At 63.9% G+C, this 24071-nt stretch carries 22 protein-coding genes and 2 pseudogenes; 9 read left to right on the forward strand and 15 right to left on the reverse strand.

Annotated elements, in window-relative coordinates; translation table 11 throughout:
- Nucleotides 1-5: 5 nt before the first annotated feature.
- The 9 genes and pseudogenes from mdcH to HZ99_RS29625 form a co-directional block, all read right to left on the reverse strand.
- Entirely contained in the window at nt 6-911 is a 906-nt protein-coding gene (gene mdcH / locus HZ99_RS15410) for a malonate decarboxylase subunit epsilon (RefSeq protein WP_038444099.1), read from the reverse strand.
- Nucleotides 908-1504, reverse strand: coding sequence for a malonate decarboxylase holo-ACP synthase (locus HZ99_RS15415; protein WP_038444101.1), 597 nt, complete (start codon nt 1502-1504; stop codon nt 908-910). The genes mdcH and HZ99_RS15415 overlap by 4 nt, the downstream gene beginning before the upstream one ends.
- Nucleotides 1498-2277: a biotin-independent malonate decarboxylase subunit gamma gene (gene mdcE / locus HZ99_RS15420; RefSeq protein WP_038444103.1), complete on the reverse strand. Its 780-nt coding sequence runs from the start codon at nt 2275-2277 to the stop codon at nt 1498-1500. Before mdcE ends, HZ99_RS15415 begins: the two co-directional genes overlap by 7 nt.
- A complete protein-coding gene (locus tag HZ99_RS15425) occupies nt 2274-3116 on the reverse strand; it encodes a biotin-independent malonate decarboxylase subunit beta (protein ID WP_038444105.1) in 843 nt (280 codons plus the stop codon). The genes mdcE and HZ99_RS15425 overlap by 4 nt, the downstream gene beginning before the upstream one ends.
- Nucleotides 3109-3408: a malonate decarboxylase subunit delta gene (locus HZ99_RS15430; protein ID WP_038444107.1), complete on the reverse strand. Its 300-nt coding sequence runs from the start codon at nt 3406-3408 to the stop codon at nt 3109-3111. The genes HZ99_RS15425 and HZ99_RS15430 overlap by 8 nt, the downstream gene beginning before the upstream one ends.
- Nucleotides 3408-4265 (reverse strand): triphosphoribosyl-dephospho-CoA synthase, encoded by an 858-nt coding sequence (locus tag HZ99_RS15435; RefSeq protein ID WP_038444109.1) that lies wholly within the window; start codon nt 4263-4265, stop codon nt 3408-3410. Before HZ99_RS15435 ends, HZ99_RS15430 begins: the two co-directional genes overlap by 1 nt.
- Nucleotides 4266-5936, reverse strand: a complete 1671-nt coding sequence (mdcA, locus tag HZ99_RS15440; RefSeq protein WP_038444110.1) for a malonate decarboxylase subunit alpha — start codon at nt 5934-5936, stop codon at nt 4266-4268.
- A 186-nt stretch (nt 5937-6122) separates the two neighbouring features.
- The gene (locus HZ99_RS15445) at nt 6123-6851 is read right to left on the reverse strand and encodes a hypothetical protein (RefSeq protein ID WP_038444111.1); all 729 of its coding nucleotides are present in this window, start codon (nt 6849-6851) and stop codon (nt 6123-6125) included.
- Nucleotides 6852-6972: 121 nt separating this feature from the next.
- Nucleotides 6973-7074, reverse strand: a pseudogene (locus HZ99_RS29625) (DUF6124 family protein); the annotation flags it as partial.
- Between the two features lie 198 nt (nt 7075-7272).
- On the opposite strand from HZ99_RS29625, the pseudogene HZ99_RS27875 reads away from it, so the two are divergent.
- A pseudogene (locus HZ99_RS27875) lies at nt 7273-7532 on the forward strand (type II toxin-antitoxin system RelE/ParE family toxin).
- A 13-nt stretch (nt 7533-7545) separates the two neighbouring features.
- Nucleotides 7546-7833, forward strand: a complete 288-nt coding sequence (locus HZ99_RS15455) for a HigA family addiction module antitoxin (RefSeq protein ID WP_181883268.1) — start codon at nt 7546-7548, stop codon at nt 7831-7833.
- A gap of 23 nt (nt 7834-7856) precedes the next feature.
- On the opposite strand, the gene HZ99_RS15460 is transcribed toward HZ99_RS15455, so the two are convergent.
- The 6 genes from HZ99_RS15460 to pilG form a co-directional block, all read right to left on the reverse strand.
- The gene (locus HZ99_RS15460; RefSeq protein WP_038444114.1) at nt 7857-8312 is read right to left on the reverse strand and encodes a chemotaxis protein CheW; all 456 of its coding nucleotides are present in this window, start codon (nt 8310-8312) and stop codon (nt 7857-7859) included.
- Nucleotides 8305-14160, reverse strand: a complete 5856-nt coding sequence (locus HZ99_RS15465; protein ID WP_038444116.1) for an Hpt domain-containing protein — start codon at nt 14158-14160, stop codon at nt 8305-8307. Before HZ99_RS15465 ends, HZ99_RS15460 begins: the two co-directional genes overlap by 8 nt.
- Before the next feature lie 158 nt (nt 14161-14318).
- Complete coding sequence (locus tag HZ99_RS15470) at nt 14319-16370, reverse strand: methyl-accepting chemotaxis protein (RefSeq protein ID WP_038444118.1); 2052 nt, start codon at nt 16368-16370, stop codon at nt 14319-14321.
- A complete protein-coding gene (locus HZ99_RS15475) occupies nt 16367-16903 on the reverse strand; it encodes a chemotaxis protein CheW (protein WP_038444120.1) in 537 nt (178 codons plus the stop codon). The genes HZ99_RS15470 and HZ99_RS15475 overlap by 4 nt, the downstream gene beginning before the upstream one ends.
- 12 nt (nt 16904-16915) lie before the next feature.
- On the reverse strand, nt 16916-17281 hold the full coding sequence (pilH, locus tag HZ99_RS15480) for a twitching motility response regulator PilH (protein WP_038444122.1): 366 nt from the start codon (nt 17279-17281) through the stop codon (nt 16916-16918).
- A gap of 45 nt (nt 17282-17326) precedes the next feature.
- A complete protein-coding gene (gene pilG, locus HZ99_RS15485) occupies nt 17327-17734 on the reverse strand; it encodes a twitching motility response regulator PilG (RefSeq protein WP_038444124.1) in 408 nt (135 codons plus the stop codon).
- Nucleotides 17735-17973: 239 nt separating this feature from the next.
- On the opposite strand from pilG, the gene gshB reads away from it, so the two are divergent.
- From gshB to HZ99_RS15520, 7 genes are all read left to right on the forward strand, one after another.
- Nucleotides 17974-18927, forward strand: coding sequence for a glutathione synthase (gene gshB, locus HZ99_RS15490; protein WP_038444126.1), 954 nt, complete (start codon nt 17974-17976; stop codon nt 18925-18927).
- A 77-nt stretch (nt 18928-19004) separates the two neighbouring features.
- Nucleotides 19005-19904 (forward strand): energy transducer TonB, encoded by a 900-nt coding sequence (locus HZ99_RS15495; RefSeq protein WP_038444128.1) that lies wholly within the window; start codon nt 19005-19007, stop codon nt 19902-19904.
- A 149-nt stretch (nt 19905-20053) separates the two neighbouring features.
- Nucleotides 20054-20623: a YqgE/AlgH family protein gene (locus tag HZ99_RS15500; RefSeq protein ID WP_038444130.1), complete on the forward strand. Its 570-nt coding sequence runs from the start codon at nt 20054-20056 to the stop codon at nt 20621-20623.
- A complete protein-coding gene (ruvX, locus tag HZ99_RS15505; RefSeq protein ID WP_005792259.1) occupies nt 20623-21060 on the forward strand; it encodes a Holliday junction resolvase RuvX in 438 nt (145 codons plus the stop codon). Before HZ99_RS15500 ends, ruvX begins: the two co-directional genes overlap by 1 nt.
- Nucleotides 21061-21142: 82 nt before the next feature.
- Nucleotides 21143-21649 (forward strand): bifunctional pyr operon transcriptional regulator/uracil phosphoribosyltransferase PyrR, encoded by a 507-nt coding sequence (gene pyrR / locus HZ99_RS15510; RefSeq protein WP_038444133.1) that lies wholly within the window; start codon nt 21143-21145, stop codon nt 21647-21649.
- 24 nt (nt 21650-21673) lie between these two features.
- On the forward strand, nt 21674-22678 hold the full coding sequence (locus HZ99_RS15515; RefSeq protein WP_038444135.1) for an aspartate carbamoyltransferase catalytic subunit: 1005 nt from the start codon (nt 21674-21676) through the stop codon (nt 22676-22678).
- The gene (locus HZ99_RS15520; RefSeq protein ID WP_038444137.1) at nt 22675-23946 is read left to right on the forward strand and encodes a dihydroorotase; all 1272 of its coding nucleotides are present in this window, start codon (nt 22675-22677) and stop codon (nt 23944-23946) included. Before HZ99_RS15515 ends, HZ99_RS15520 begins: the two co-directional genes overlap by 4 nt.
- The last annotated feature ends 125 nt before the right edge of the window (nt 23947-24071 follow it).

Consider the following 24071-nt stretch of genomic DNA (forward strand, 5'->3'; position numbering starts at 1 on the left):
ATGCTTTATCGATGATGGCGGTCCTCCTGTTCCAGCAGGGCCTGCAAGGTGTCCAGGCGGGCACCTTCAAAGGCGATCACGGTTCCCTGTTCAAACACTCGCCGCGACAGGCCGGTCAGCACCGCACCCGGCGGCAGTTCGATCTGCAGGCGCACACCCCGCTCATAGGCGCTTTGCACGGTGCCGCGCCAATCGACGACGCGGCACATGTTGAAGGCCAGGTCGTCGCGCAACTGCGCAGGATCGCGGATCGGCCGCGCCCGGGTGCTGCTCAGGTAAGTGATGGTCGGCGCCTGGAGCGCGACCTGGGCGAACGCTTCAGCGAGGACCCGGGCCGGTTGCTCCAGCAGTACGCAGTGGGACGGCACGCTGACGGCCAGGCGCTTGGCCACGCCCTGGCCTTTGACGCGGTTGGCCACCCATTGCATGGCTGCATCGCTGCCGGCGATCACGCATTGATTGTCAGCATTGATATTGGCCAGGTACACCGGGGTCTGCGCGCTGTGGATCTCGGCGAGCACGCTTTCCACGCGGGATAACTCCAAGCCGATCAGCGCCGTCATGCCATAGCCCTGTGGATAAGCCTGCTGCATCAGCTCACCGCGCAGGCTGACCAGCCGCAGTGCGTCGGCAAACGCCAGGGCCCCCGCGATCACGGCAGCCGGATAAGCGCCGATGGACAGGCCGGCCACATAGTCCGGCGCATGTTGCAGTTGACGGGCATGGGCCACGCCTGCGATCAACAGGCACAGTTGCACGGCGCGGGTACTGGCCAGGGCTTGCGCCGAATCGAGCTGGCGCACCTCTTGCGCCAAGGCCTCGCTGGCTTCGTCGAGGAGGCTGGCGGGCAACTGCTGGAGCATGCCCGGGCGCTGGGCGCCCTGCCCAGGGAACACCAAGAGGCTGCTCATGCCACAGCCTGCCATGGGTCACTGACCAGGTGCGCGCCGCCGGTGCTTTTGAGCAGCACCCGCCGCGATCCCCCTGCCCATTCACGCAAGGCTACCGCGCCATACGGCGTTTGCAGTTGCAGATCCACGGCACACGGCACCGCATCCAGAATCGCCAGCAGATCCTGGGCCTCGCCGCGCTCAAGACGCTCGGGAGTGCGCAGCAGCAAATCCAGATCGCTCTGGGCATGCAGGGCTTCAATGCCCGTGGCCAACTCGAAACCCGCGCTGCCGGTAACGCCCCACCTCTTGTGCGCCAGTACCGGCCGCAGTTGATCGAGGGCGCGCAACGCCGGCAAGTCCCGGGGCGAGATCACTCCACACAAGGCCTCCGGCGTTACGCGCCGTTGCACGCACGCCACGGGCATCACGGCCGCAAAGCGCTGCTCACGCAAACGCCCGCGCACCCCCACCGCCACATAGCCGGGTTCGGCCAGTGCCCGGCGCACCACCACCGGGTGCCCCGTACCGATCGCCTCCAGTACCCAGGCCGGTGCCTCAGTGGGCAGGTGCGCCGGGATCATGCCCCAGAGCAAGTCGTGGGCGTTCACCATTGCTCCCGCAGCAACCGGCGTACATGGCTGGAGGCAGCACGGTTGGCGGCGCCCAGGCGCCCCCGCAAATCCCGCACGCCGCTGTCTTGCACCTCCTGGATCGCCCGTACCAGACAATCCCTGACCCGCACCAGATCGTCGGCCGACGGTTGTTCGATCTGGCTGACCGCCAGGGTTTCCCAGAGCAAGCCGAGGCTGGCATAGCTGTCGATGTCATAGGCCATGGGCGGCACGCTGGCGGCCAGGGTTTCCAGTTCTTCGACGCTGCGCAGGGTCACCCGCGCCGCCGAGGCCTTGCCCATGGCGTGCACCATTACCCCAGGGTCACGCAGGGCAATCAGGCGATTGGCCTGGTAGCCATGGGCGAGAAACGCCCCGGACATGGCCTTGCCCACCAGCAGCCCGATCACCGGATGCCCGGCCAGGCGCGCACGGGCATAACTGTCCGCCGCCGCCGCCAGGGCTTGATGAATCCCCAGCGCTTCTTCGCGGCGGCCATAGGCCTGGCTCGGCACGTCGACTATGGCAACTATCGGGCGTTGATCGCCGCTGGCGATGGCCTGATCCACCGCCTTGGCCAAGCCCCAGCCTTCCAGCAAACCGACTTCACCATGACGCGCGCGTGGGAAGCGGTTGGCGGCATCCGGCACGACTGCGATAAAGCGCACGGCCTGCCCGCCGAGCACGCCATCGGCGACTTTCAGCGACGCCGGTAACCCCGTCAGCGGCACCGCGCCGGCGCTCAATGCGTTGAACCACTGCAAGCCTCTCATGGGCGTTCTCCCTGATACAGGTTGCGAACCGTGGCCGGCTCGATCTGGGGCTCGGCATCCAGCGCAGCCAGGCGCGCCAGGTAGTGGTCGGCCTGGCGGCTGCGTTGCGTTACCGGCAGGCCTTGTTGCAGCAGTTCACTGATCTGCTGTCGGATCTGCGCCACATCGTCCGCCACATAACGGTCGGCCAAACCACTGTTGAAACGCTGCTCGCCGCCGGTCAGGCTCCAGATAAACGGTCGGTCGCGGGAGTCGTATTCTTCAAGGCCGGCTTCCTGTTCGATCACTTGCGGGCCGTTCAGGCCCAGGCGCGCTTCGCGGGTCACCAGCAGGTAGCTGCACAGGCCCGCCGCGATGGACATACCGCCAAAGCAGCCAACGCTGCCGGCCACCACGCCGATCACCGGCTGGTATTGACGCAGGTCGACAATCGCGGCGTGGATATCGGCAATCGCCGCCAGCCCAAGGTTGGCTTCCTGCAAGCGTACGCCGCCGGTTTCCAGCAGCAGCACCGCACGCGTCGGGACGCCGTGGCGGTTGTCCTCGGCGGCCAGTTCCAGGGCCCCGGCAATTTTTGCGCCGCCCACTTCGCCCAGGCTGCCGCCCTGGAAGTTACCTTCGATGGCGGCGATCACCAGCGGCAGGCCATCGAGCGTGCCCTTGGCGATCACCACGCCATCGTCGGACTGCGGCACCACGCCCTGGCGGCTCAACCACGGCGACATCACGCGCTGGAACGGGTCAATCAGTTCCCGGTAGCTGCCGGCATCCAGCAACGCCTTGGCCCGCTGGCAGGCGCCGAGTTCGACAAAGCTGTGCCGGTTGCGTAAATCAGTCATGGCCAAGCTCCTCGAAACCTTGCTCCAGGCGCAAGCGCACTACGCCTGGGGTGGCACCAAAGTCGTGGATCTGAATGTTCAAGGCCGGCGGGGTCTGTTCCTGGAAGATCCTCTGGAACAGGTGTTGCCAGCGTTGCTCGGCGCCATTGACCGAGGTTTGCACCTGGATACTCAGGGTGCCCGCCGTGCCCGGCTCCAGCAGCACTTCAAGGTCGCCGGAACCGACGCACCCCACCAGCGCACGGCCTTTGGGCGGCTGCCCGGCGGGGAATTCAAAGGATAGGTTTTCCATCAAAACACTCCGTCGCAAGACTCGATACGGTCGATAAACAGGCAGGCGGCCAACAGGTCGGCGGCGCCACCGGGGGAGGCGTTGAGCGCCAGCAACTGCTGGTCCAGTTCGTTGAGGCGCCGCCGCCCGGCCAGGCTTGCGCTGCCGCCCGCGTCCAGCACGGCCTGGGCCCCCAGTTGCATGGCCTGCAGGCCCTCGGTGCCGGCGCGGTACAGCACGCAGGTATCGGCCAACTGCGTCATGATCGCCAGCAGTGCATCGAGGCGCGCGTTCTGTTCGCCATGTTGTTGCAAACGGCTTGCGTGCAGCTGCGGCAGGCCCCGTTGCAGCACCGAGGGGAAGCCCAACTGCGCTTCTTCCCGGGCGCCACGCACGCCATAGCGCTGTGCGACTTGCGCGCCATGGCTCAATGGTTGCGGCGCATAACGGTCATTGAGCAGGGCCAGCCGCGCGGCGCGCAGGGTCAGCCCATTGGCCGTGCGCGAGGCAGGCGCCAGCGCGGCGGCGGCCACCAGCAGGCCGAGGGCCCAGATCGCGCCACGGTGAGTGTTCACGCCCCGGGTGGTGGCGAGCATCGCCTGTTCGCCTTCCCGGCCGATACGACCGAGGGCCTCGCGTAACGGCAGGCCGATCTCGCCCAGTGCAATTGCCGCTTCGGCCATCGCCTTGAACGCCGGCCACAGGGCCAGCGCCGAGGCATGCATCAGGCCCAGGTGCAGATCGCGGTGGGCGCCATTGCCGCGCCGATCCACCAGCGCCGGCTTGGGCGACAGGTCCGCTTCATCGATCAGCGCGTCGACCGCCAGGTCTGCCAGTCGCTCGGCCAGGGTCAGTGTGTGCAATTTGAGTGCGTGCATTTACCAGCTCCTGAACTTGGCGGGCGGGTTGTACAGGCCACCGGACCAGTCCACCAGGTCGGCCACGCTTTTGGCCGCCAGCAGCTCGCGGGTGGCATCGGTGCGGCGGATGCCGAGGTCTTCGGGCAAGGCGATCAGGCCCTCGCGGCGCATGCGCGCGGTGTCCTTGGGGTTGTGGCGCAGGCCGATGGCGGTCACGCCGGCCACCGCGGCGATCATCGCCTGGCGCTCTTCCAGGGAGCGGGCCTTGTACAGGTAGGCGATACCTTCTTCGGTGAGCAAGTGGGTCACGTCATCGCCGTAGATCATGATCGGCGCCAGGGGCATGCCGCTTTTGCGCGCTACGTCCACCGCGTCGAGGGTTTCGACGAAGGTCGGTTTGCCGCCCTCCTGGAAGGTCTCGACCATCTGCACCACCAGCTTTTTGCCGCGCTCCAGCAGGGCTTCGGGGGCATCGCCGTGGCGCATATCGAGCCAGGCCGGGGTGCCGTGGCGGCGCCCGCGCGGGTCGTGGCCCATGTTCGGCGCGCCACCAAACCCGGCTAGCCGGCCCCGGGTCACGGTGGAGGAATGACCATCGCCATCCACCTGCAAGGTGGCACCGATAAACAGGTCCACTGCGTATTGGCCCGCCAGTTGGCAGAACATCCGGTTGGAGCGCAGCGAGCCGTCGCGACCGGTGAAGAACACATCCGGGCGCGCAGCAATGTAGTGCTCCATGCCCAGTTCGGTGCCGAAGCAATGCACGCTCTGGACCCAGCCGCTTTCGATGGCGGGGATCAGCGTGGGGTGCGGGTTGAGGGTCCAGTTGCGGCAGATCTTGCCTTTAAGGCCCAGGGATTCGCCGTAGGTCGGCAGGATCAGTTCAATGGCGGCGGTGTTGAAACCTATGCCATGGTTGAGCGACTGCACATTGTGTTTTTCGTAGATGCCACGGATCGCCATCATCGCCATCAGCACATGCACCGGCTTGATGTGCCGGGGGTCGCGGGTGAACAGCGGTTCGATATAGAACGGCTTGTCGGCCACCACCACGAAATCCACCCAACTGGCCGGGATGTCCACCCGGGGCAAGTCGCTGACGCCATCCACCAATTGGTTGACCTGCACGATGACGATACCGTCGCTGAAGGCCGCCGGTTCGATCAGCGCCGGGGTGTCTTCGGTACTGGGGCCGGTGTAGATGTTGCCGGCGCGGTCGGCCATGAAGCCGGCAGACAGCACCACGTTGGGAATCAGGTCTACGACCAGCCGCGCATAGAGCTCGATGTAGGTATGGATCGCGCCGACTTCCAGCAGGCCGTCTTCGAGGAGCTGGCTGATGCGCAGGGACTGGGTGCCGGCGAAGGAAAAGTCGAGCTTGCGCGCGATGCCCTTTTCAAACAGGTCCAGGTGCTCGGAGCGCCCGACGCTGGGCATGATCATGTGCAAGTCGTGCAGTACGGCCGGGTCGGCCTTGGCCAGGGAGCGCGAGAGGAAGTCGGCCTGCTTCTGGTTATTGCCTTCCAGCACCACACGGTCGCCGGGCAGGATCAGGGCTTGCAGGGCCTCGACGATCCTGTCACTGGGCAGCACGGCCCCATTGGCAAACGCCTGGACCAGCCCGAGGCGCCGCTGTTTCTCATCGCGCCGCCGCGTCCAGCGCGAGTCGGGGGTTAGGGTTGTTGTCATGATCGCTCCACGGGTTCGCTGTCGTGGGGCTCACCATAGGAGTGAATCGGGGGGGCATCAATCAAGCTGGGGGGTGGAATGTTACGGTTGGAGTAACGGTCAGGCAGGAGCTGGCTTGCCAGCGATGGCGGCCGAACCGTTGATGCATCGTTGGCTGCGCTACCGCTATCGCCGGCAAGCCGGCTCCTACAGGGGCGCGCGTTGCCATGCCAGGCGGTTACGCCACACGGTCCAGCCCATGGCGATGCCCGCCACAAGATGGAACCCCAGCACCGCCGCCAGGCTCCAGTTCACCAGCGCCCACACTGCCTGCGCATACACGGGCAGCAGTAACAGCAACAGCCCAAACAACAGCCCCACGCCCAGCTGTTCCCACTTCATCAACCGACGCAGCTGGAAGACCATCACACAGCCCAACGCCGCGCCGAGGAAAGCCAACAACAGCCCCAACACGGCATGCACCGGCACCTTAGGCCAGCCCAAGAACCACAACGGCAGGCAGATCGCAGACAAGACGAGTGAGCACACGAGAACAAACACGAACAGGTATTCAAAGACCGTCAGGCCCCAGGTCCGGATACTGGTGCGGGTCTGTTCGATTTCGGCCTTGCTCGGTCCTTCGGAAATGGCCACCGCGAGCAAGCCCGAGCCCAGACCGCCCAGGCTCATGACCACCAGATTGATCACCACCCCTTTGAGTTCTTTACCCGTGGCACTGAGCGTGAGGACTTCCAGATACCCCAGGATAAGCACCGCGCCCACCGACGAAATCCCGAAGCCCGCAAGCTTGCCGCGCCTTGTCGGGTATTTCATCGTCACGCCGGCCGTAACCACCAGCACGAGGAACCACAACAGCAGGGCACCGGTAAACGGGGTGAGGGTGTACAGCCAGGCAAATACGTCAAATAGCCACATTGTGTTGTTGCTTCCACCGAAAGACTGCTTGGGTTATCGGCGGGTTTACGTGGGGCTTTACCCGAGCAGCCATCAGTCCCCAAAAGGGAACGGACGGTCCCTTTTGGGGACTGATCACACTTTACCCAGCGGCCGCAGGCGATATCTGCTCCAGCGCGCGCTCGATCAGCAGTTGGCCCAGTTCGTTCATTTGTTGGATGGCCAGGAGTACGCCGCGCTGGGCGGCGCGAAAACGTGCGGGAAAAATCTGAGGACCGCGTCCCCACCAATCATTCCTACAAACTTTTAGGGTTGTTGCTCGGATATCGCCTCACTAGCCTTTGGGATTTGAATCATCTCACCAGCAGAACATTATGAATCTGACCCTGGAAGCCGATACAAGGCCATTGCAGAGCGTGATGCATCACATCACAATCCATTCATGATCGTCAGTTGGAAACACAAGGGCCTCCAGCGTTTTTATGAAACAGGATCAACCAAAGGCATCAACGTGGGTCACGCGAAACGCTTGCGTCGTGTGCTGCTGATTCTGGATAGCGCAATCTCCCGGGATGGCGCTTTCATCGGCTCAAAGGCGATCTGCTCGGCTACTGTTCCGTCAGCATCAGCGGTAACTGGCGCATCATTTTTCGTATGCTGGATGATCACGTCGAACTGGTTGATTACCTTGACTACCATTGAACAGGGACACTACATGGGTATGCACAACCCACCACATCCCGGCGAAATCCTGCTTGAGGATGTGATGCCCAGCTTGGGCATCACCATTACCGAAATGGCCCGGCGGCTTGGCTTTGCCAGGGAAACATTCTCCAGGATCCTGCATGGTCACGCGCCAGTCAGCCCGGACCTTGCCGTGAGGCTGGAGCGGGCAGGCATCAGCAAAGCGCGGTTATGGCTGTCGATGCAAAGTACCTACGATCTTTGGCAAGCAGAGCACCGTGAACAACCGTTCATTGAGCGTTTTGCGCAGATCGAGTAAGGCCGGCACCGCCGCTCCCGCATTCAGGCCAGGCCGGCCTTTACCAGCAGGGCTTCCAATCCCATCAGGTCCGGCACTCTCGCCACATGCTCGCCGACCTGTACCGCCGCCAGTTCCAGCGGCGACAGCGGTACGTCCACGTAACTCAACTGGCTGTCGAGCTTGTAGGAGCGGGGAATACCCTGGATCACCAGGGCAATGAACTTCAATGTGGGCCGCCCGCCCAAGGCGTTGAGCACCACGATCCGTGCGCGTTCGCTGACGATGCTCGCGTCGCCGCAGGCCGCCTCGAAGCTGATCAACGGCAGTTGCTGGTCGCGCCAGGCCACTTGCCGCAGGTACCACGGCGGCGCGTCGCTGGCCGGTTCGCCGCGCTGGAAGTCGATCAGCTCGGCCACCGCCACGTTGGGCAGCAGCAAGTGGCGGTCGGCCAGGGGCAGCAGCAAGCCGGTGAGTTGACTGGTGCGGTGGTCAAGCATGTTTCGGGCTCCAGTAGGCAATGCTTTCGAGCAACACCGACTCTTGATAGGGCTTGCCAAGGTAGTCGTTGACGCCAATCGCCATGGCCCGGTCGCGATGTTTCTGGCCGGTACGCGAGGTGATCATGATGATCGGCAGGCGTTTGAGCCGCGGGTCGTTGCGTACCTGGATCGCCACTTCAAAGCCATCCATGCGCGGCATCTCGATATCCAGCAACATCAGGTCGGGGGTGTGTTCTTCGAGCACGGCGATGGCGTCGATGCCGTCCTTGGCCGTCAGTACGTTCATACCGTTGCGTTCCAGCAGGCGGCTGGTGACTTTGCGCACGGTCACCGAGTCGTCTACCACCAGCACCAGCAACCGCTGCTTTTTCTGCGGCTCGTTGACCGCCAGCGCGCTGTCCGCCGCCTGGGCCGGCAAGGCCGGGGCCAGGGCGCGGATATGCGCCAGCAGGTCGATGATCAGCACCACCCGGCCATCACCGAGGATGGTTGCCCCCGACAGCCCTTGCACTGCCGCAAATTGCGGCCCCAGGCCCTTGACCACGATTTCCCGGGTGCCGGCCATATCGTCCACCTGCACCGCGATGTGCCGTTCGTTGCACTGCATCAGCAGCACCGGCAGCGGTTGGTTTTGCCCCAGCAGCTTGGGCCGGGCCACGGTGTGCAACAGCTCGCCCAGGTAATACAACTCGTAGCGCTGGCCCGCATAGTCATACACCGGCGGATCCAGCTGGTAGTGCCCCTCCAGCTCGTTGGGCAATACGCGCACCAGGCCCTGGATGGTGTTCAGCGGCACCGCGTATTGATCCTCCGCACACTGCACCATCAACGCCCGGTTGACCGATACGGTAAATGGCAGGCGAATGCGAAAGTGCACGCCCGCCCCCGGGGTGGAGTCGATCACCATGCTGCCGCCAAGTTGGCGCACTTCTTCATGCACCACGTCCATGCCCACGCCGCGCCCGGAAATCTGGGTGATTTTTTCGGCGGTGGAGAACCCAGGTTGCAAGATGAACTGCAACACATCGCGGTCGCTGATCTCCATATCCGGGTCCAGCAGGCCCCGTTTGATCGCTTTGCGCCGCACCGCATCCAGCGGCACACCGGCGCCGTCGTCGCGCATATCGAAGATGATATCGCCACCCTCGTGGCTCAGGTCCAGGGTGATCCGGCCCTTCTGCGGTTTGCCCGCCAGCAGCCGTGCATCCCGTGATTCCAGGCCATGGTCGACGGCGTTGCGCAGCATATGCTCCAGGGGCGCGGCCATGCGCTCCAGGACGTTGCGGTCCATTTCGCCTTCGGCATTGCCGACCACGAATTCCACGTCCTTGCCCAACTCGCCGGCCACTTGCCGCACGATGCGCTTGAGGCGCGGCAACATACGCTCGAACGGCACCATGCGCGTGCGCATCAGGCCTTCTTGCAGCTCGGTGTTGATCCGCGCCTGCTGCTGCAACAGGTTCTGCGCGTCCTGGTTACGCTGGTCGAGGGTTTCCTTGAGATCCAACAGGTCCGAGGCCGACTCGGACAACGCGCGGGACAGCTGCTGCAACTGGGAGTGGCGATCCATTTCCAGCGGGTCGAACTCTTCGTAGCCCAGGCGCTCGGTTTCGGCGTGCTGGCGGCTGAGGATCCGGCCCTGGGTCTCGGTATCGAGGCGGCGCAATTGGTCGCGCATACGCTCGATGGTGGTTTCTACCTCAGTGAGGGCGGTGCGGGCGTCGTTGACCTGCTGCTCGATACGCCCCCGGAAAATCGAGGTCTCACCGGCGAGGTTGACCAGGTCATCCAGCAGTTCGGCGGAGATCTTCACCATGTCTGCGCCCGGCTCGCTGGCCGCCGGAGCTTCAGGTTTGCCGGCGGGCATCGCGGCCGGGGCAACCTGGGCTTCGGTGGGCTGGACCAGGCTTTTGATGCGCTCGATCAGGCGCTCCACCGAGCCCACCGGCAACCCCGCCGCCACCGCCTCGACCATCTGTGCCAGGCGGTCGTGGCAACCTTGCAACAACGCAAACAGCTCCGCCGTAGGCGCCAGCAGGCCGGCCGACAGGCCTTCGTAGAGAAACTCCAGCTCGTGGGCCAGGTCACCGATAGGCCCGATCTCGACCATGCGCGCGCCGCCCTTGAGGGTGTGCAAGTCGCGCAGCAGGGTCTCGACTTCCTGGCGGCCCTGTGGCTCGGCCTGCCAGCGCAGCAGCGCGGCGCCGGAGCTGTCGAGGATGTCGGCCGCTTCTTCAAGAAAGATATCCAGCAGCTCGGGATCACTGCCACCGCCCTGTGCCTCGGGCGGCGTGGGCAGCGCCAGCGGCGTGGCATTCTGGCGCACCTCGCGCAAGCGGCTGACCAGGGCACTGGAATCACTCAAGGGTAGCTGCTCTTGCAACTGCTCCAACTGCAAGGCCAGGTGTTCATGGCTGTCCATCAGCACTTGGGCTATTTCACCGCAGTAGCTGTAGCGTCGGTCCACCAGGCCCTCGTACAGGTTTTCAAGCTCCTGGGCCAGATCGCCCACCGGGCCGATTTCGGCCATGCGCGCACCGCCCCTCAGGGTGTGCAGGTCACGTTGCAGGGACGACAGCGGCGCCACGCCGTCGGGCTCCAGCAACCAGCGCTTGAGAGACTGCCCGGCGCTGTCGAGGATATCCACCGCCTCTTCAAGGAAGATCTCGACGATCTCATCGTCCACCGCCCAGTCCTGCTGCAATTGCGAGGTGGCCGCGCCCAGTTCGGCAATGCTCAAGGCACGGCTGCCATCCGTCTTGATCAGGCCGGTGGCACCGGGGTCCAGGCCTTCATCGAGCAACTCGCGCAAGGCCTTCATCCGCAAAGGCGCCGGGCTGATTTCCTGGCCGGCGGCCAGTTGGTCGAGCATGTTGATCAAGGCTTCATGGGCCTGCGCGGCCTCATGGAAAAACCGTTCGCTGACCGCCAGGCTGCTCTCTTCCACCGCGCCATACAGGTCAAGCAAGGCTTCGCACAGTTCATCCATCGGGTGCAGGTCGGCCAGGTGCGCGCCCTCGCCCAGGGTGGTCAGTTCGTCCAGCAGTGCGCTGAGTTCCTGGCGCTCACCAGGGTGTTGCTGCCAGTGCCGCAAAAGGCTTTCGGCGTCGAGCAGGATGTCCATGCCCTGGGCCAGGAAATTGCTGATCAACTGGGGGTCGCGCTTGACCCGCAGGCCCGTGCTCGGCGCATTGAGGAACGCCTCGAGCTGGCTGTCGAGGCGCGCCTGGGTGCGCTCGATCAAGGATTGCGCGCCGTCGATGGGGACCAGGGGATCGCTGTCCAACTGGCGCAAGCCGCGCTGGAACAGCGCTTCGCCCTCCAACAGCAGGTCGATTTCATCCAGGTCCAGCGCCAGGCGATGGGCCTTGTACTCGCGGGTCAGGTGGTCCAGCGGCCGCGCCAGTTCGGCAATCGGCAACACCCCCGCCATGTAGGCGCTGCCCTTGAGGGTATGCAGGGCACGTTGCAGCTCATCGCTGACAGGCAGCGGCATCTGTTCGGTGGCCTGGTGCAAAAACCGGTTGAGACTGTCCAGGTGGCCCAGTGCCTCGTTGCGGAAAATCTCCAGCAACTGCGGGTCCAGCGTGTTGTCGTCGGGTTCCACGGCAACCGGTAACGGGGCTCCGCTGGCCAGGGCATGGGCGCGTGCCGCGAGGTGGTCAGCGTCATCGCGCTGGCGCTGAGTGCCCGAGGCGAACTCGGCGATCAACGCGGGCAACAGCAACACCACATCGTCCAATACCGCCTGAACCTCAGGGCCGGGCGCGACGACGCGTTCGATCACGCGGTTGAGCAGGTTCTCTACAGCCCAGGCCAACTCCGCCAATACCAGGGCCCGCACCATGCGCCCGCTGCCTTTGAGGGTATGGAAGGCGCGGCGCATGTCGCTCAGGGCGGTCTTGTCGGCCAGGCTGGCAGCGCCCTGGGGAACCAGGCGCTGCAACACTTCCAGCACCTCTGCCGCTTCTTCCAGGAACACTTCACGCAGTTCGTCATCCACCGGGTCTTCGTCGGCCGGCGGCGGCAGCAGGCTGCCCGGGCGTTGCAGGGCCGGGGGGTTGAGACGCGGGGTCGGGCTGGCCAGGGCCTGCGCCAGGGTCGGGGAGTCAGGTGGCAACTCCTCGCCCAATGAGGATCGTTCCTGGCGCCAGGCGTGCTGCGCTTGAACCGGTGCATACCCCAAGGCTGCGAGCCCTTTGTAGGCGATATCGAGGACACGCTCGCCGGGCGCATCCGGGTCCTGGAGCATGCGTTCCAGGTAGTGCTCAAGGCTGGTGAGCGCATCGGCAAAATGCTCAAGCTCCAGCGCCGGCGGGGCAATCTTGTGGACCATCAACTGCTCATCAACGTAGTCGTTCAAGCCCCGCATCAGGCTCGCCGCACGGGGCAACGGGATCATCGCCAAGGCGCCACGCACCTGGGTCAGCAGCTGCGGCAATGACTCCAGGCGCTGCGCGTCCCACTGCGCTTGCATGCAGTCGATCACCAGTTCCCGGGCCTGCTTGAGGCACTGGCACGACTCCTTGATCACCAATTGGTGGATCTGGGTCAGGTCGGTGGTGGGCAAACGGCTGTCTTCGCGACTTTGTGGCTCAACGGTGCCGACCATGCCAGCCAGGGTAGCCTCGACATAAAGCAGGGCACCTGCGACATCCATCAATACCGCGTCGTTGGGCTCGCGCTGCCCCTGGGCCAGGCCCTGGACCACCACCAACTGGTCGATGATGACTTTGCGCGGCTGGCCAAACCCCAGCACCGCGAGGGTATCGGCGATCTGCCGCAGGGGCGCCAGCAGGCTGTCCAGGTCCGAGAGGTGCTGGCGGTCGCTGCGCACGAACAGGTCCAGGCGTTCCTTGACCCGCACCAACTCCTCACACAACGCGCCAAGCACCGAGCCCATGGCGTCACGGTCCGGTCCGGTCAGGCGCGCGCGCTCGGCATCGACCACGGTGCTGTCAGGCAACGCTTCATCCAGGCCGTAGCGCTCCTTGAGGCTTTGCATGCGCGGCGTCGGCCGGGTGACTTTGGCGATATAGAACAGCAGGCTCTTGAGCAACTGGTCCGGCGCCGGGGTGTTGATGCCTTCGATGCCCTGGACCTGCAGGCGCTTGAGCACCTTGTCACAGCTCTTGAACAGGCTGCGCAACGCCGGGCTGTTGGCGATGACACCCGTGAGCATGCCTTCGGCCAGTGCCGAGGTGACTTGCCACAACGCCAGCAACGGCGCGCCATGACACAGCGCTTCCAGTTGGGCGAAGACCCGCGCCATGTCTTCCAGGTTGCTCGGGCCGTGGTCTTCACGCAGTAGCCCGGCCAGGCCCTGTTGCAGCATTTGCCGCCATCGCTGCAGTTGCTCGGCAAAATCCGCCGGTGCACGTTGGGCCAGGGCGTCATCGGGCAGCGGCGCGATCACCGGCAGTTGTGGGCTGAACAGGCTGGTTTCCGAGAGCAGGCTTTTGCCGTGCGCGCTGCGCAGGTCGTTGAGCAGCGGCAACACCACCAGGGGCAAGTCACGCCGGGCGCTGTGGACACGGTCCAGGTACAGCGGCAGTTGCCCAAGGGCCTGTTGCAGCAGGCGAATGCCTTCTTCGCGCTGGCTGACATGCCCGGCCTGCAGGGCCTGGGCCAGGTGTTCCATTTCTTCGGCGAGCAGTGCCGCGCCGTAGAACTCGACCATTTGCAGGGCACCGTGGACCTGGTGAATGCCTTCCAGGCACTGCGCGAGGGCCTCATCGCTGGCCTCGTCGGTATAGGCCTCCAGCGCCGAACGGGCCTGCTTCAGGGTGTCGGCGATCTCGCCCTTGACCCATTCGAGGGCGACGTAGTCGTGCCGGTCAACCATAACGACTCCCGTCTGAATGGGTGAAAAGTGAGAATCCATGTGGGAGCGGGCTTGCTCGCGAAAGCGCTGGGTCAGTCGGCACACTAGATGACTGATACACCGCTTTCGCGAGCAAGCCCGCTCCCACATTTAGATTGCGCTGGTTTTGGGGGGGCATGTCATTCATTGGTCTTGCGCACGGCCGGCAAGGTGAAACCCGACACCGAGCGGCGCAACTGGCTGGCCATTTTGGCCAGGTTGCCAATGCTCTCGGCGGTGGCCGTGGAGCCTGATGAGGTCTGGCTGGTGATCTGTTGGATCACGTTCATGGTCAGTGAGATCTGCCCGGCCGACGAGGTTTGCTGCTGCGCGGCATTGGAGATGCTCTGGATCAGCGCGGCCAGGGTCTTGGACACCCCCTCGATTTCTTCCAGGGCGACCCCGGCATCCTGGGCCAGGCGCGCGCCGCGCACCACTTCGGTGGTGGTCTGTTCCATGGAGATCACCGCTTCGTTGGTGTCGGCCTGGATCGCCCGTACCAGGTTCTCGATCTGCCGGGTGGCGGCCGACGAGCGTTCGGCCAGGCGCTGCACTTCATCGGCCACCACCGCAAAACCGCGCCCGGCATCACCGGCCATGCTCGCCTGGATGGCGGCATTGAGGGCGAGGATGTTGGTCTGGTCGGCGATATCGTCGATCAGGCTGACGATATCGCCAATTTCCTGGGACGACTCCCCCAGGCGCTTGATGCGCTTGGCGGTGTCCTGGATCTGTTCGCGAATGTTGTCCATGCCGTGGATGGTGTTGTGCACCACCTCGTTGCCCTTGTTGGCGATCTCTACCGAACGTTCGGCCACGGCAGAGGACTCGGCGGCGTTGGCCGACACCTGGTCGATGGATCGGGCCATCTGGTTGATCGCGGTCGAGGCTTCGGCGATCTGCTGGGCCTGGTGCTCCGAGGCCTGGGCCAGGTGCATGGCGGTGGCCTGGGTTTCCTGCACGGCACCGGCCACTTCACCGGCGGTGAGGTTGATGGTCGCCACCAGGTCGCGCAACTGGTCCACCGAATAGTTGATGGAGTCGGCGATGGTGCCGGTAAAGTCTTCAGTCACCGAGGCGGTCACGGTGAGGTCGCCGTCGGCCAGGTCTTCGATTTCGTCCAGCAGACGCATGATCGCGTTCTGGTTGCGTTCGTTCTTCTCGGCGGTTTCGCGCAACTGGCGATTGGTCTCGCGCACCATCACCAGGCCGATCAGGATGATCGAGGCCAGCGCCAGCAAGCCCAGGACATAGCCGCCGATGGTGTCGAGGGTGCGTCCACCGGCCAGGTTTTCAAAACCGATGGCCAGGTGCGAAGCTTCATCGAGCAGGGTTTGCGACAGGCTGAAGATGTTGCTCGCCGAGGCGCGCACCTGGAACAGTTGCGGCGAGGTTTCGAGGATTTCATCCACGGAGCCGGAGACAAACTCGAACAGTTCGGCAATCTCCGCCAGACGCGCCCGGGCGTCCGGGTCCTGCACCTCGCTGATCGTCAAGCCGGCGCTGCCCTGGAGCATGCCGGCCAGGACCTGGCCAAAACGGTTGGCATCGCGGCCAAAGGCGTCGGCGGCCTTTACCGCTGTGTCATCCCCCGCCAACACCGTGTTGACCGCCCCCAGGATGCGCTCGGCCAACAGCGATTGGCGCTGGGCCACGGCGACCTGGCTGGCAGGCGCGCCGCGCTGCAGCAGGATCTCGACGACCTTTTCCGACTCCAGTTGCAATTGCGGCACAGTTTCGGCCAGGGTCGCCGCCACTTGATGCAGGGACAGCACCGTCTGCTCGCTGGCCAGGATCACGTCGGTATTTTTCAGCAAGGCTTCCCAGTCATGCTGCACGGCGCGCATTTCGCTGCGCACGGCGCTGGGCGCGGCGGGCAGGCCGGTGGCCGGGTCGCCTTTTTTCAGGTAGCTCCAGCGCTGGGCAAAATCATTGCGCGCCTCGCTCAACAGCTTGAATGCAGCAGCCTTGCCAGCGGCGGCCTCCGTGGCGTTCTTGGCAATGCGCTGGGACAGCACCCGCAACTCGCCGGCGTGGCCGATGTATTGCTTGTCATAGGTGGACTGGGTGTTGAGGTACGCAAAGTTGGCGAACAGCAGCATGATGAAAATGATCAGCGCGATAAACAGCACGATGATCTGCGAACGGCTACGGGAGGCTTCCTGTGGCTTGACGGGGGTGGCGGTGCTCATGCGGCAACATCCAGAAAGCCCGGGGCCTGGGCCAGGGCAAAAGGGCTGAAGACCTGCCACAGCGGGTCGCCGCTGAACTGGCCTTGGATAAACGCGGCGCTGGCGGCGGGCGTGGTGGATGCCACCGGGCGGAGCAGGTCCTGGGCAAAATGCTGCAGGCCGACCACTTCATCCACCAGCAGGCCGACAAAGGTGTCTTCGTGTTCGATCACCAGCACCCGGCGTTGCTTGCGCGCGGTCGACAGTTCATAACCGAAGAACCCGCACAGGTTGATCACCGGCAGCAGGCGCCCGCGCAGGTTGGCCACGCCCCTGACCCAGGGCTTGACCCCGGGCATCAGGGTGCAGCGCGGCTCATGCAGCACCTCAGCGACTTCGCCCATGGGCGCCACATACCAATGCTCGCCCAGGCGGAAACCGATGCCGCTCCAACTGTGGGAACGGGTTTCCTGGGAGGGCAGGTCAGCGGCCAGCAGGCGACAGCGGCGGTCGATGTCCAGCAGCAGTTCAAAGGCGGTTTGCGACTCGGTCATGGAGGCGAGCCGTCAGGGCTTGAGCACCAGTTTCAGGACTTCGATCAGCTTGTCTTCTTCCACCGGTTTGGTCAGGTAGGCCTTGGCACCCTGGCGTTCGGCCCAGATCCTGTCGGTTTCCTGGTCCTTGGTGGTGACGATGATGATCGGGATCCCGTTGGTTTCCGGCTCCTTGGATAACTGGCGCGTGGCCTGGAAGCCATTGAGGCCGGGCATGACGATATCCATCAGGACGGCATCGGGCTTTTCCTGGCGGGCCAGGGCCACGCCATCGGCACCATTCTCGGCCTTGAGGACCTGGTGGCCATGCTTTTCCAGCATGCCGGTCAGTTTGTACATTTCAGTCGGTGAATCGTCGACGATCAGAACGCGTGCCATGGTCTTCCCCACTACATTGGTTGACGCAAGCCCCCGGGGGCTGGGTCAATGTGCTTGTTCTACTGCAGCGAACCCCGGCACACAGGCCTTGATCGCACTCAGCAGTTCTTCCTTGCTGAAAGGCTTGGTCAAAAATTGATCGACGCCGACGATACGCCCCTTGGCCTTGTCGAACAGGCCATCCCTGGACGACAGCATGATCACCGGGATGGCCTTGAACGCCGGGTTGTTCTTGACCAGGGCGCAGGTCTGATAGCCATCCAGGCGCGGCATCATGATGTCGACAAAGATAATGTGCGGATGATGGTCAACGATCCTGGCCAGGGCATCAAAACCGTCGATGGCCGTGATGACTTCACACCCTACGTTCTTCAACAGCGTTTCAGCGGTGCGGCGAATCGTTTTCGAGTCGTCGATCACCATCACTTTCAAGGCGTTGGAATGCTGTTCCATATCTGCTCTACCATCGCCACAGCGAATCGGTTTTCGGTGTGTACTGCCGGACAATGCCTGGGACGAGCGCCAAAACCCTTGCCGTGCAAGGGCCGACACGCCATGGCAGCCTTTTTAGCACAGACTGGGGAGGCAATCTATCGGCCGACCGGCAAGGTGGTTTTTCCTTGACCCACAACAGCCGCAGCGCCACTCTGACGCCACTTTTATGCGCCCTTATTTGCTAGAGGAAATCACCCATGAGCGTTCGCGTCGGCATTGTCATGGACCCTATCGCCAGCATTTCCTATAAAAAGGATAGCTCGCTGGCCATGCTGCTGGCCGCCCAGGCCCGCGGCTGGACCCTGTTCTATATGGAACAGCGCGACCTTTACCAGGGCGACGGCGAGGCGCGGGCACGGATGCGCCCCTTGCAGGTGTTCGCCAACCCGCAAAAGTGGTTTGAGCTGCAAGACGAGGTCGACAGCCCCCTGAGCGACCTGGACGTGATCCTGATGCGCAAGGATCCGCCGTTCGATATGGAGTTCGTCTACTCCACCTACCTGCTGGAGCAGGCCGAACGCGCTGGCGTGCTGATCGTCAACAAGCCCCAGAGCCTGCGCGACTGCAACGAGAAGCTGTTCGCCACGCTGTTCCCGCAGTGCACGCCGCCCACTGTGGTCAGCCGCCGCGCCGATGTGCTGCGTGAGTTTGCCGCCAAGCACGGTGATGTAATCCTCAAGCCGCTGGACGGCATGGGCGGCACCTCGATCTTCCGTCACCGTGCGGGTGACCCGAACCTGTCGGTGATCCTTGAGACCCTGACCGCCCTGGGCACCCAGCAGATCATGGGCCAGGCTTACCTGCCGGCGATCAAGGACGGCGACAAGCGCATCCTGATGATCGACGGCGAGCCGGTGGATTACTGCCTGGCGCGTATCCCGGCGGCCGGCGAGACCCGTGGCAACCTCGCCGCCGGTGGTCGTGGCGAAGCCCGCCCGCTGAGCGACAAGGACCGCTGGATCGCCGCCCAGGTTGGCCCGACCCTGCGAGAGAAAGGCCTGCTGTTCGTAGGACTTGACGTAATTGGTGAGCACCTGACGGAAATCAACGTCACCAGCCCCACCTGCATCCGCGAAATAGACAACGCGTTCGGCACCAATATCGGCGAAATGCTCATGGCAGCCATTGCCGACAAGCTACAAGCCAAGTGACATAGAACAGCCGGAGATAAACCGACATTGCGCTATCATGCCCCACCTGTGAAACGCGCGATGTTGGTTTTCCTGTTATGACGCTTCCGTCCGACCTGCCCCCCGAACTCAGCCACAGCGGTGTACGCCCGGCTGATCGGCTCGGATTTACCCTATTTCTGGCAGCGCTGATTCATTTGGCGCTGATCCTCGGCCTGGGCTTCACGTTTGTCGAACCCCAGCAAATCAGCAAGACCCTGGAAATCACCCTCGCCACCTTCAAGAGTGAAAAGAAGCCCGAGAAGGCTGACTTCCTGGCCCAGGACAATCAGCAGGGCAGTGGCACCCTGGATAAAAAGGCGGTGCCCAAGACCACCGAAGTGGCGCCTTTCCAGGACAACAAGATCAACAAGGTCACGCCGCCGCCAGTGGCCAAGCCCGAAGTCAAGCAGGCCGCGCCCAAGGCCGCCGTCACCACCGTTGCGCCAAAGCCCCAGAAGGCCGTAACCCAGCGTGAAGCCGTGAAGACCGAACCGGCACCCAGCAAACCCGCACCGACATTCGACGCCTCGCAACTTTCCAGCGAAATCTCCAGCCTGGAGGCCGAACTGGCCAACGAACAACAGCTGTATGCCAAACGCCCGCGCATCTACCGGCTCAACGCCGCCTCGACCATGCGCGACAAAGGCGCCTGGTATAAGGACGAATGGCGCAAGAAGGTCGAGCGCATCGGCAACCTGAACTACCCGGACGAGGCCCGGCGCCAGCAGATCTACGGCAACTTGCGCCTGCTGGTGTCGATCAACCGTGACGGTTCGTTATATGAAGTGCTGGTGCTGGAGTCGTCCGGCCAGCCATTGCTGGACCAGGCGGCACAACGCATCGTCCGCCTGGCGGCACCATTCGCCCCGTTTACCGGCGACCTGGCCGATATCGACCGCCTGGAAATCATCCGCACCTGGCGCTTTGCCAAGGGCGACCGCCTCTCCAGCAACTGATCCCGCTTGCCGGCGATGAGGCCCTATGGCTGATTAAAGGCGCCATCGCCGGCAAGCCGGCTCCTACAGAGGGAGGTGTCGAGCGCAAGGCCACATTCCTACGCATCCCCAGCTTGTCAGTTCGTCCCTCCAACGCCACACTAGCGGGCATGAAAAATGTCAGCCCGACTTACCTCAAGCACCACTTCCTGATCGCCATGCCCCATATGGCCGACCCGAACTTTGCGCACACCTTGACCTATATCGTCGAGCACACGGCCAATGGCGCCATGGGGCTGGTGGTCAACCGCCCGCAGGAGCTGAACCTGGCGGATATCCTTGAGCAACTGCGCCCGGAGATCGATCCACCCACCTGTTGCCAGGCAGTGCCGATTTATTTTGGCGGCCCGGTGCAGACTGACCGGGGCTTTGTCCTGCACCCCAGCGGCCCCACGTTCCAGGCAACCGTCGACCTGGAAGGTGTGTCCCTGTCCACCTCCCAGGACGTGCTGTTTGCCATCGCCGATGGCGTCGGCCCGCAGCAGAGCCTGATTACCCTGGGCTACGCCGGCTGGGAAGCCGGGCAACTGGAAGAAGAGCTGGCCAACAATGCCTGGCTGACCTGCCCCTTCGATGCCGACATTCTGTTCAATACTGCCAGTGAGTTGCGCCTGAATGCCGCAGCCGCGCAGTTGGGGGTCAACCTCAGCCTGCTGACCAGCCAGGCAGGGCACGCCTGATGGCCTTGCGACTGATCCTCGGGTTTGACTACGGCACCAAGCAGATCGGCGTGGCCGTTGGCCAGGTGATCACCGGCCAGGCCCGTGAGCTGTGTACCTTGAAGGCGCAGAACGGCATACCGGACTGGAATCAGGTCGAAGCCCTGATCAAGGAATGGAAGCCCGACGCGGTGGTGGTCGGCCTGCCGCTGAACATGGACGGCACCCCCAGCGACATGTGCCTGCGCGCCGAAAAGTTCGCCCGTCGCCTCAACGGCCGCTACAACCTGCCTTTCTATACCCACGATGAACGCCTGACGACCTTCGAGGCCAAGGGTGAGCGTCGCGACCGTGGCGGGCAGAAAGGCAGCTACCGCGACAACCCGGTCGATGCCATTGCCGCCGCCTTGCTGTTGCAGGGCTGGCTGGATGAAAACACCGCTTTATTTGAATCCTGACTGACGCGGCTTGCCGCGTCTTCTTACGTTTGAGCCCGGACTTTGTCGGCGCCACGCTGCCCAAGCCCTTGAAGGAGCCACCATGAGCCTGCCCAATCCCGCCGAACTGATCCGTCAGATGGCGACGAGCCTCACGAGCCACTTGCAACACCGCGCCATCAGCGAGCCACGCTTTATTGGCATCCGTACCGGTGGCGTGTGGGTCGCCCAGGCCTTGCTGCAAGAGCTGGGCAGTGATTCGCCCCTGGGCACTCTGGATGTGTCCTTCTACCGTGATGACTTCAGCCAGAACGGCCTGCATCCCCAAGTGCGTCCGTCAGAGCTGCCATTCGAAATCGAAGGCCAGCACCTGGTGCTGATCGATGACGTGTTGATGAGCGGCCGCACCATCCGCGCCGCCATGAACGAGCTGTTCGACTACGGCCGCCCGGCCAGTATCACCCTGGTCTGCCTGCTCGACCTCAACGCTGGCGAACTGCCCATCAGCCCGGACGTGGTCGGCGCCACCCTGTCCCTTTCAGCCCGCCAGCGGGTAAAATTGTCCGGTCCCACGCCGCTCGAACTCGAACTGCAAGACCTCGCCCTTTAATCCGCCTTGTAAAGAGTCCCCGCGATGACGCCTCTAGATGCCAAGCGCCCGCTGCAGCTCAACGCTCAGGGCCAGCTGCAACACTTCCTGTCCCTCGACGGCCTGCCCCGCGAATTGCTCACTGAAATCCTCGACACTGCCGACTCGTTCCTTGAGGTCGGCGGCCGGGCGGTGAAGAAAGTCCCGCTGCTGCGCGGCAAGACCATTTGCAACGTGTTCTTCGAGAACTCGACGCGCACCCGCACCACCTTCGAACTGGCGGCCCAGCGCCTGTCGGCCGACGTAATCACCCTGAACGTCTCCACCTCGTCGGCAAGCAAGGGCGAAACCCTGCTCGACACCCTGCGCAACCTGGAAGCCATGGCGGCCGACATGTTCGTGGTGCGTCATGGCGACTCGGGCGCGGCGCACTTTATCGCCGAGCACGTGTGCCCGCAGGTGGCGATCATCAACGGCGGCGATGGCCGTCACGCCCACCCGACCCAGGGCATGCTCGACATGCTCACCATCCGTCGACACAAGGGCGGCTTTGAAAACCTCTCGGTGGCCATCGTCGGCGATATCCTGCACTCGCGGGTGGCGCGCTCGAACATGCTGGCCCTGAAAACCCTCGGCTGTCCGGATATCCGCGTGATTGCCCCGAAAACCCTGCTGCCGGTAGGCATCGAGCAGTATGGGGTAAAGGTCTACACCGATATGGCCGAAGGCCTGAAAGATGTCGACGTAGTGATCATGCTGCGCCTGCAACGCGAGCGCATGGCCGGTGGCCTGCTGCCCAGCGAAGGCGAGTTCTACCGCCTGTTCGGCCTGACCACCGCGCGCCTGGCCGGCGCCAAGCCGGATGCGATTGTCATGCACCCAGGCCCGATCAACCGTGGGGTGGAGATTGAATCGGCGGTGGCCGACGGGCCGCACTCGGTCATTCTCAACCAGGTCACCTACGGCATCGCAGTGCGCATGGCCGTGCTGTCCATGGCCATGAGCGGGCAAACGGCCCAACGTCAATTCGAGCAGGAGAACGCCCAGTGAAGCTCAGCATTCTCGGCGCCCGAGTCATCGATCCGGCCAGCGGCCTGGATCAAACCACTGATCTGCACCTGGAAGCCGGCAAGATCATTGCCATCGGCGCCGCTCCCAGCGGTTTCACTCCGGTCGAGACCATCGACGCCAAGGGCCTGGTGGCCGCGCCTGGGCTGGTAGACCTGAACGTTGCCCTGCGCGAGCCGGGCTACAGCCGCAAAGGCAGCATCGCCAGCGAAACCCAGGCTGCGGCTGCTGGCGGTGTCACCAGCCTATGCTGCCCACCGCAGACCAAGCCAGTGCTGGACACCTCGGCGGTGGCCGAGTTGATCCTCGACCGCGCCCGCGAGGCCGGCAATTGCAAAGTATTCCCCATCGGCGCCCTGAGCAAAGGCCTGGACGGCGAGCAACTGGCGGAGCTGATTGCCCTGCGTGATGCCGGCTGCGTGGCTTTCGGCAATGGCCTGGAAAGCTTTCGCAGCACCCGCACCCTGTGCCGCGCCCTGGAATATGCCGCCACCTTCGACCTGACGGTGATCTTCCATTCCCAGGACCACGACCTGGCCGAAGGTGGCCTGGCCCACGAAGGCCCCACCGCCAGCTTCCTGGGCCTCGCTGGCATTCCGGAAACCGCAGAAACCGTGGCCTTGGCCCGTGACCTGCTGCTGGTGGAGCAAAGCGGCGCGCGCGCGCACTTCAGCCAACTGACCAGCGCCCGGGGCGTGGCCCTGATCGCCCAGGCCCAGGCCCGTGGCCTGCCGGTGACCGCCGATGTGGCGTTGTACCAGTTGATCCTGACCGATGAAGCGCTGATCGACTTCTCCAGCCTGTACCACGTGCAACCGCCACTGCGCACCCGTGCCGACCGCGACGGCTTGCGCGCAGCAGTGAAGTCCGGGGTGGTTTCGGCAATTTCCAGCCATCACCAGCCCCACGAGCGGGATGCCAAGCTGGCACCGTTCGGTGCGACCGAGCCTGGAATCAGCAGCGTCGAGTTGCTGCTGCCGCTGGCGATGACGCTGGTGGAGGATGGGTTGCTGGACCTGCCAACGTTACTTGCCCGCCTGAGCTCAGGCCCGGCTGACGCGCTGCGCCTGCCAGCGGGCAAGCTGGCAGTGGGTTCGGCGGCGGATCTGGTGCTGTTTGATCCGGCCAGCTCCACGGTGGCGGGCGAGCAATGGTTGTCCAGGGGTGAAAACTGCCCGTTCATCGGCCACAGCCTGCCGGCGAATGTGCGCTACACCCTGGTGGATGGACGGATCAGCTACCAGGCTTGATCCAGAACTGAAGCGGGCACAGTCAAATGTGGGAGCGGGCTTGCTCGCGAAAGCGGTGTATCAGTTAACAAATAGGTCGACTGATACACTGCTTTCGCGAGCAAGCCCGCTCCCACAATTAGATC

The organism is Pseudomonas fluorescens (genome assembly GCF_000730425.1).
In the GTDB taxonomy this organism is placed as follows: Bacteria; Pseudomonadota; Gammaproteobacteria; order Pseudomonadales; family Pseudomonadaceae; genus Aquipseudomonas; species Aquipseudomonas fluorescens_X.

Excerpts from the sequence above, each read along its gene's own strand:
- mdcH (WP_038444099.1), bottom strand. The coding sequence starts at position 911 with ATGAGCAGCCTCTTGGTGTTCCCTGGGCAGGGCGCCCAGCGCCCGGGC.
- HZ99_RS15415 (WP_038444101.1), bottom strand. The coding sequence starts at position 1,504 with ATGGTGAACGCCCACGACTTGCTCTGGGGCATGATCCCGGCGCACCTG.
- mdcE (WP_038444103.1), bottom strand. The coding sequence starts at position 2,277 with ATGAGAGGCTTGCAGTGGTTCAACGCATTGAGCGCCGGCGCGGTGCCG.
- HZ99_RS15425 (WP_038444105.1), bottom strand. The coding sequence starts at position 3,116 with ATGACTGATTTACGCAACCGGCACAGCTTTGTCGAACTCGGCGCCTGC.
- HZ99_RS15430 (WP_038444107.1), bottom strand. The coding sequence starts at position 3,408 with ATGGAAAACCTATCCTTTGAATTCCCCGCCGGGCAGCCGCCCAAAGGC.
- HZ99_RS15435 (WP_038444109.1), bottom strand. The coding sequence starts at position 4,265 with ATGCACGCACTCAAATTGCACACACTGACCCTGGCCGAGCGACTGGCA.
- mdcA (WP_038444110.1), bottom strand. The coding sequence starts at position 5,936 with ATGACAACAACCCTAACCCCCGACTCGCGCTGGACGCGGCGGCGCGAT.
- HZ99_RS15445 (WP_038444111.1), bottom strand. The coding sequence starts at position 6,851 with ATGTGGCTATTTGACGTATTTGCCTGGCTGTACACCCTCACCCCGTTT.
- HZ99_RS15455 (WP_181883268.1), top strand. The coding sequence starts at position 7,546 with ATGGGTATGCACAACCCACCACATCCCGGCGAAATCCTGCTTGAGGAT.
- HZ99_RS15460 (WP_038444114.1), bottom strand. The coding sequence starts at position 8,312 with ATGCTTGACCACCGCACCAGTCAACTCACCGGCTTGCTGCTGCCCCTG.
- HZ99_RS15465 (WP_038444116.1), bottom strand. The coding sequence starts at position 14,160 with ATGGTTGACCGGCACGACTACGTCGCCCTCGAATGGGTCAAGGGCGAG.
- HZ99_RS15470 (WP_038444118.1), bottom strand. The coding sequence starts at position 16,370 with ATGAGCACCGCCACCCCCGTCAAGCCACAGGAAGCCTCCCGTAGCCGT.
- HZ99_RS15475 (WP_038444120.1), bottom strand. The coding sequence starts at position 16,903 with ATGACCGAGTCGCAAACCGCCTTTGAACTGCTGCTGGACATCGACCGC.
- pilH (WP_038444122.1), bottom strand. The coding sequence starts at position 17,281 with ATGGCACGCGTTCTGATCGTCGACGATTCACCGACTGAAATGTACAAA.
- pilG (WP_038444124.1), bottom strand. The coding sequence starts at position 17,734 with ATGGAACAGCATTCCAACGCCTTGAAAGTGATGGTGATCGACGACTCG.
- gshB (WP_038444126.1), top strand. The coding sequence starts at position 17,974 with ATGAGCGTTCGCGTCGGCATTGTCATGGACCCTATCGCCAGCATTTCC.
- HZ99_RS15495 (WP_038444128.1), top strand. The coding sequence starts at position 19,005 with ATGACGCTTCCGTCCGACCTGCCCCCCGAACTCAGCCACAGCGGTGTA.
- HZ99_RS15500 (WP_038444130.1), top strand. The coding sequence starts at position 20,054 with ATGAAAAATGTCAGCCCGACTTACCTCAAGCACCACTTCCTGATCGCC.
- ruvX (WP_005792259.1), top strand. The coding sequence starts at position 20,623 with ATGGCCTTGCGACTGATCCTCGGGTTTGACTACGGCACCAAGCAGATC.
- pyrR (WP_038444133.1), top strand. The coding sequence starts at position 21,143 with ATGAGCCTGCCCAATCCCGCCGAACTGATCCGTCAGATGGCGACGAGC.
- HZ99_RS15515 (WP_038444135.1), top strand. The coding sequence starts at position 21,674 with ATGACGCCTCTAGATGCCAAGCGCCCGCTGCAGCTCAACGCTCAGGGC.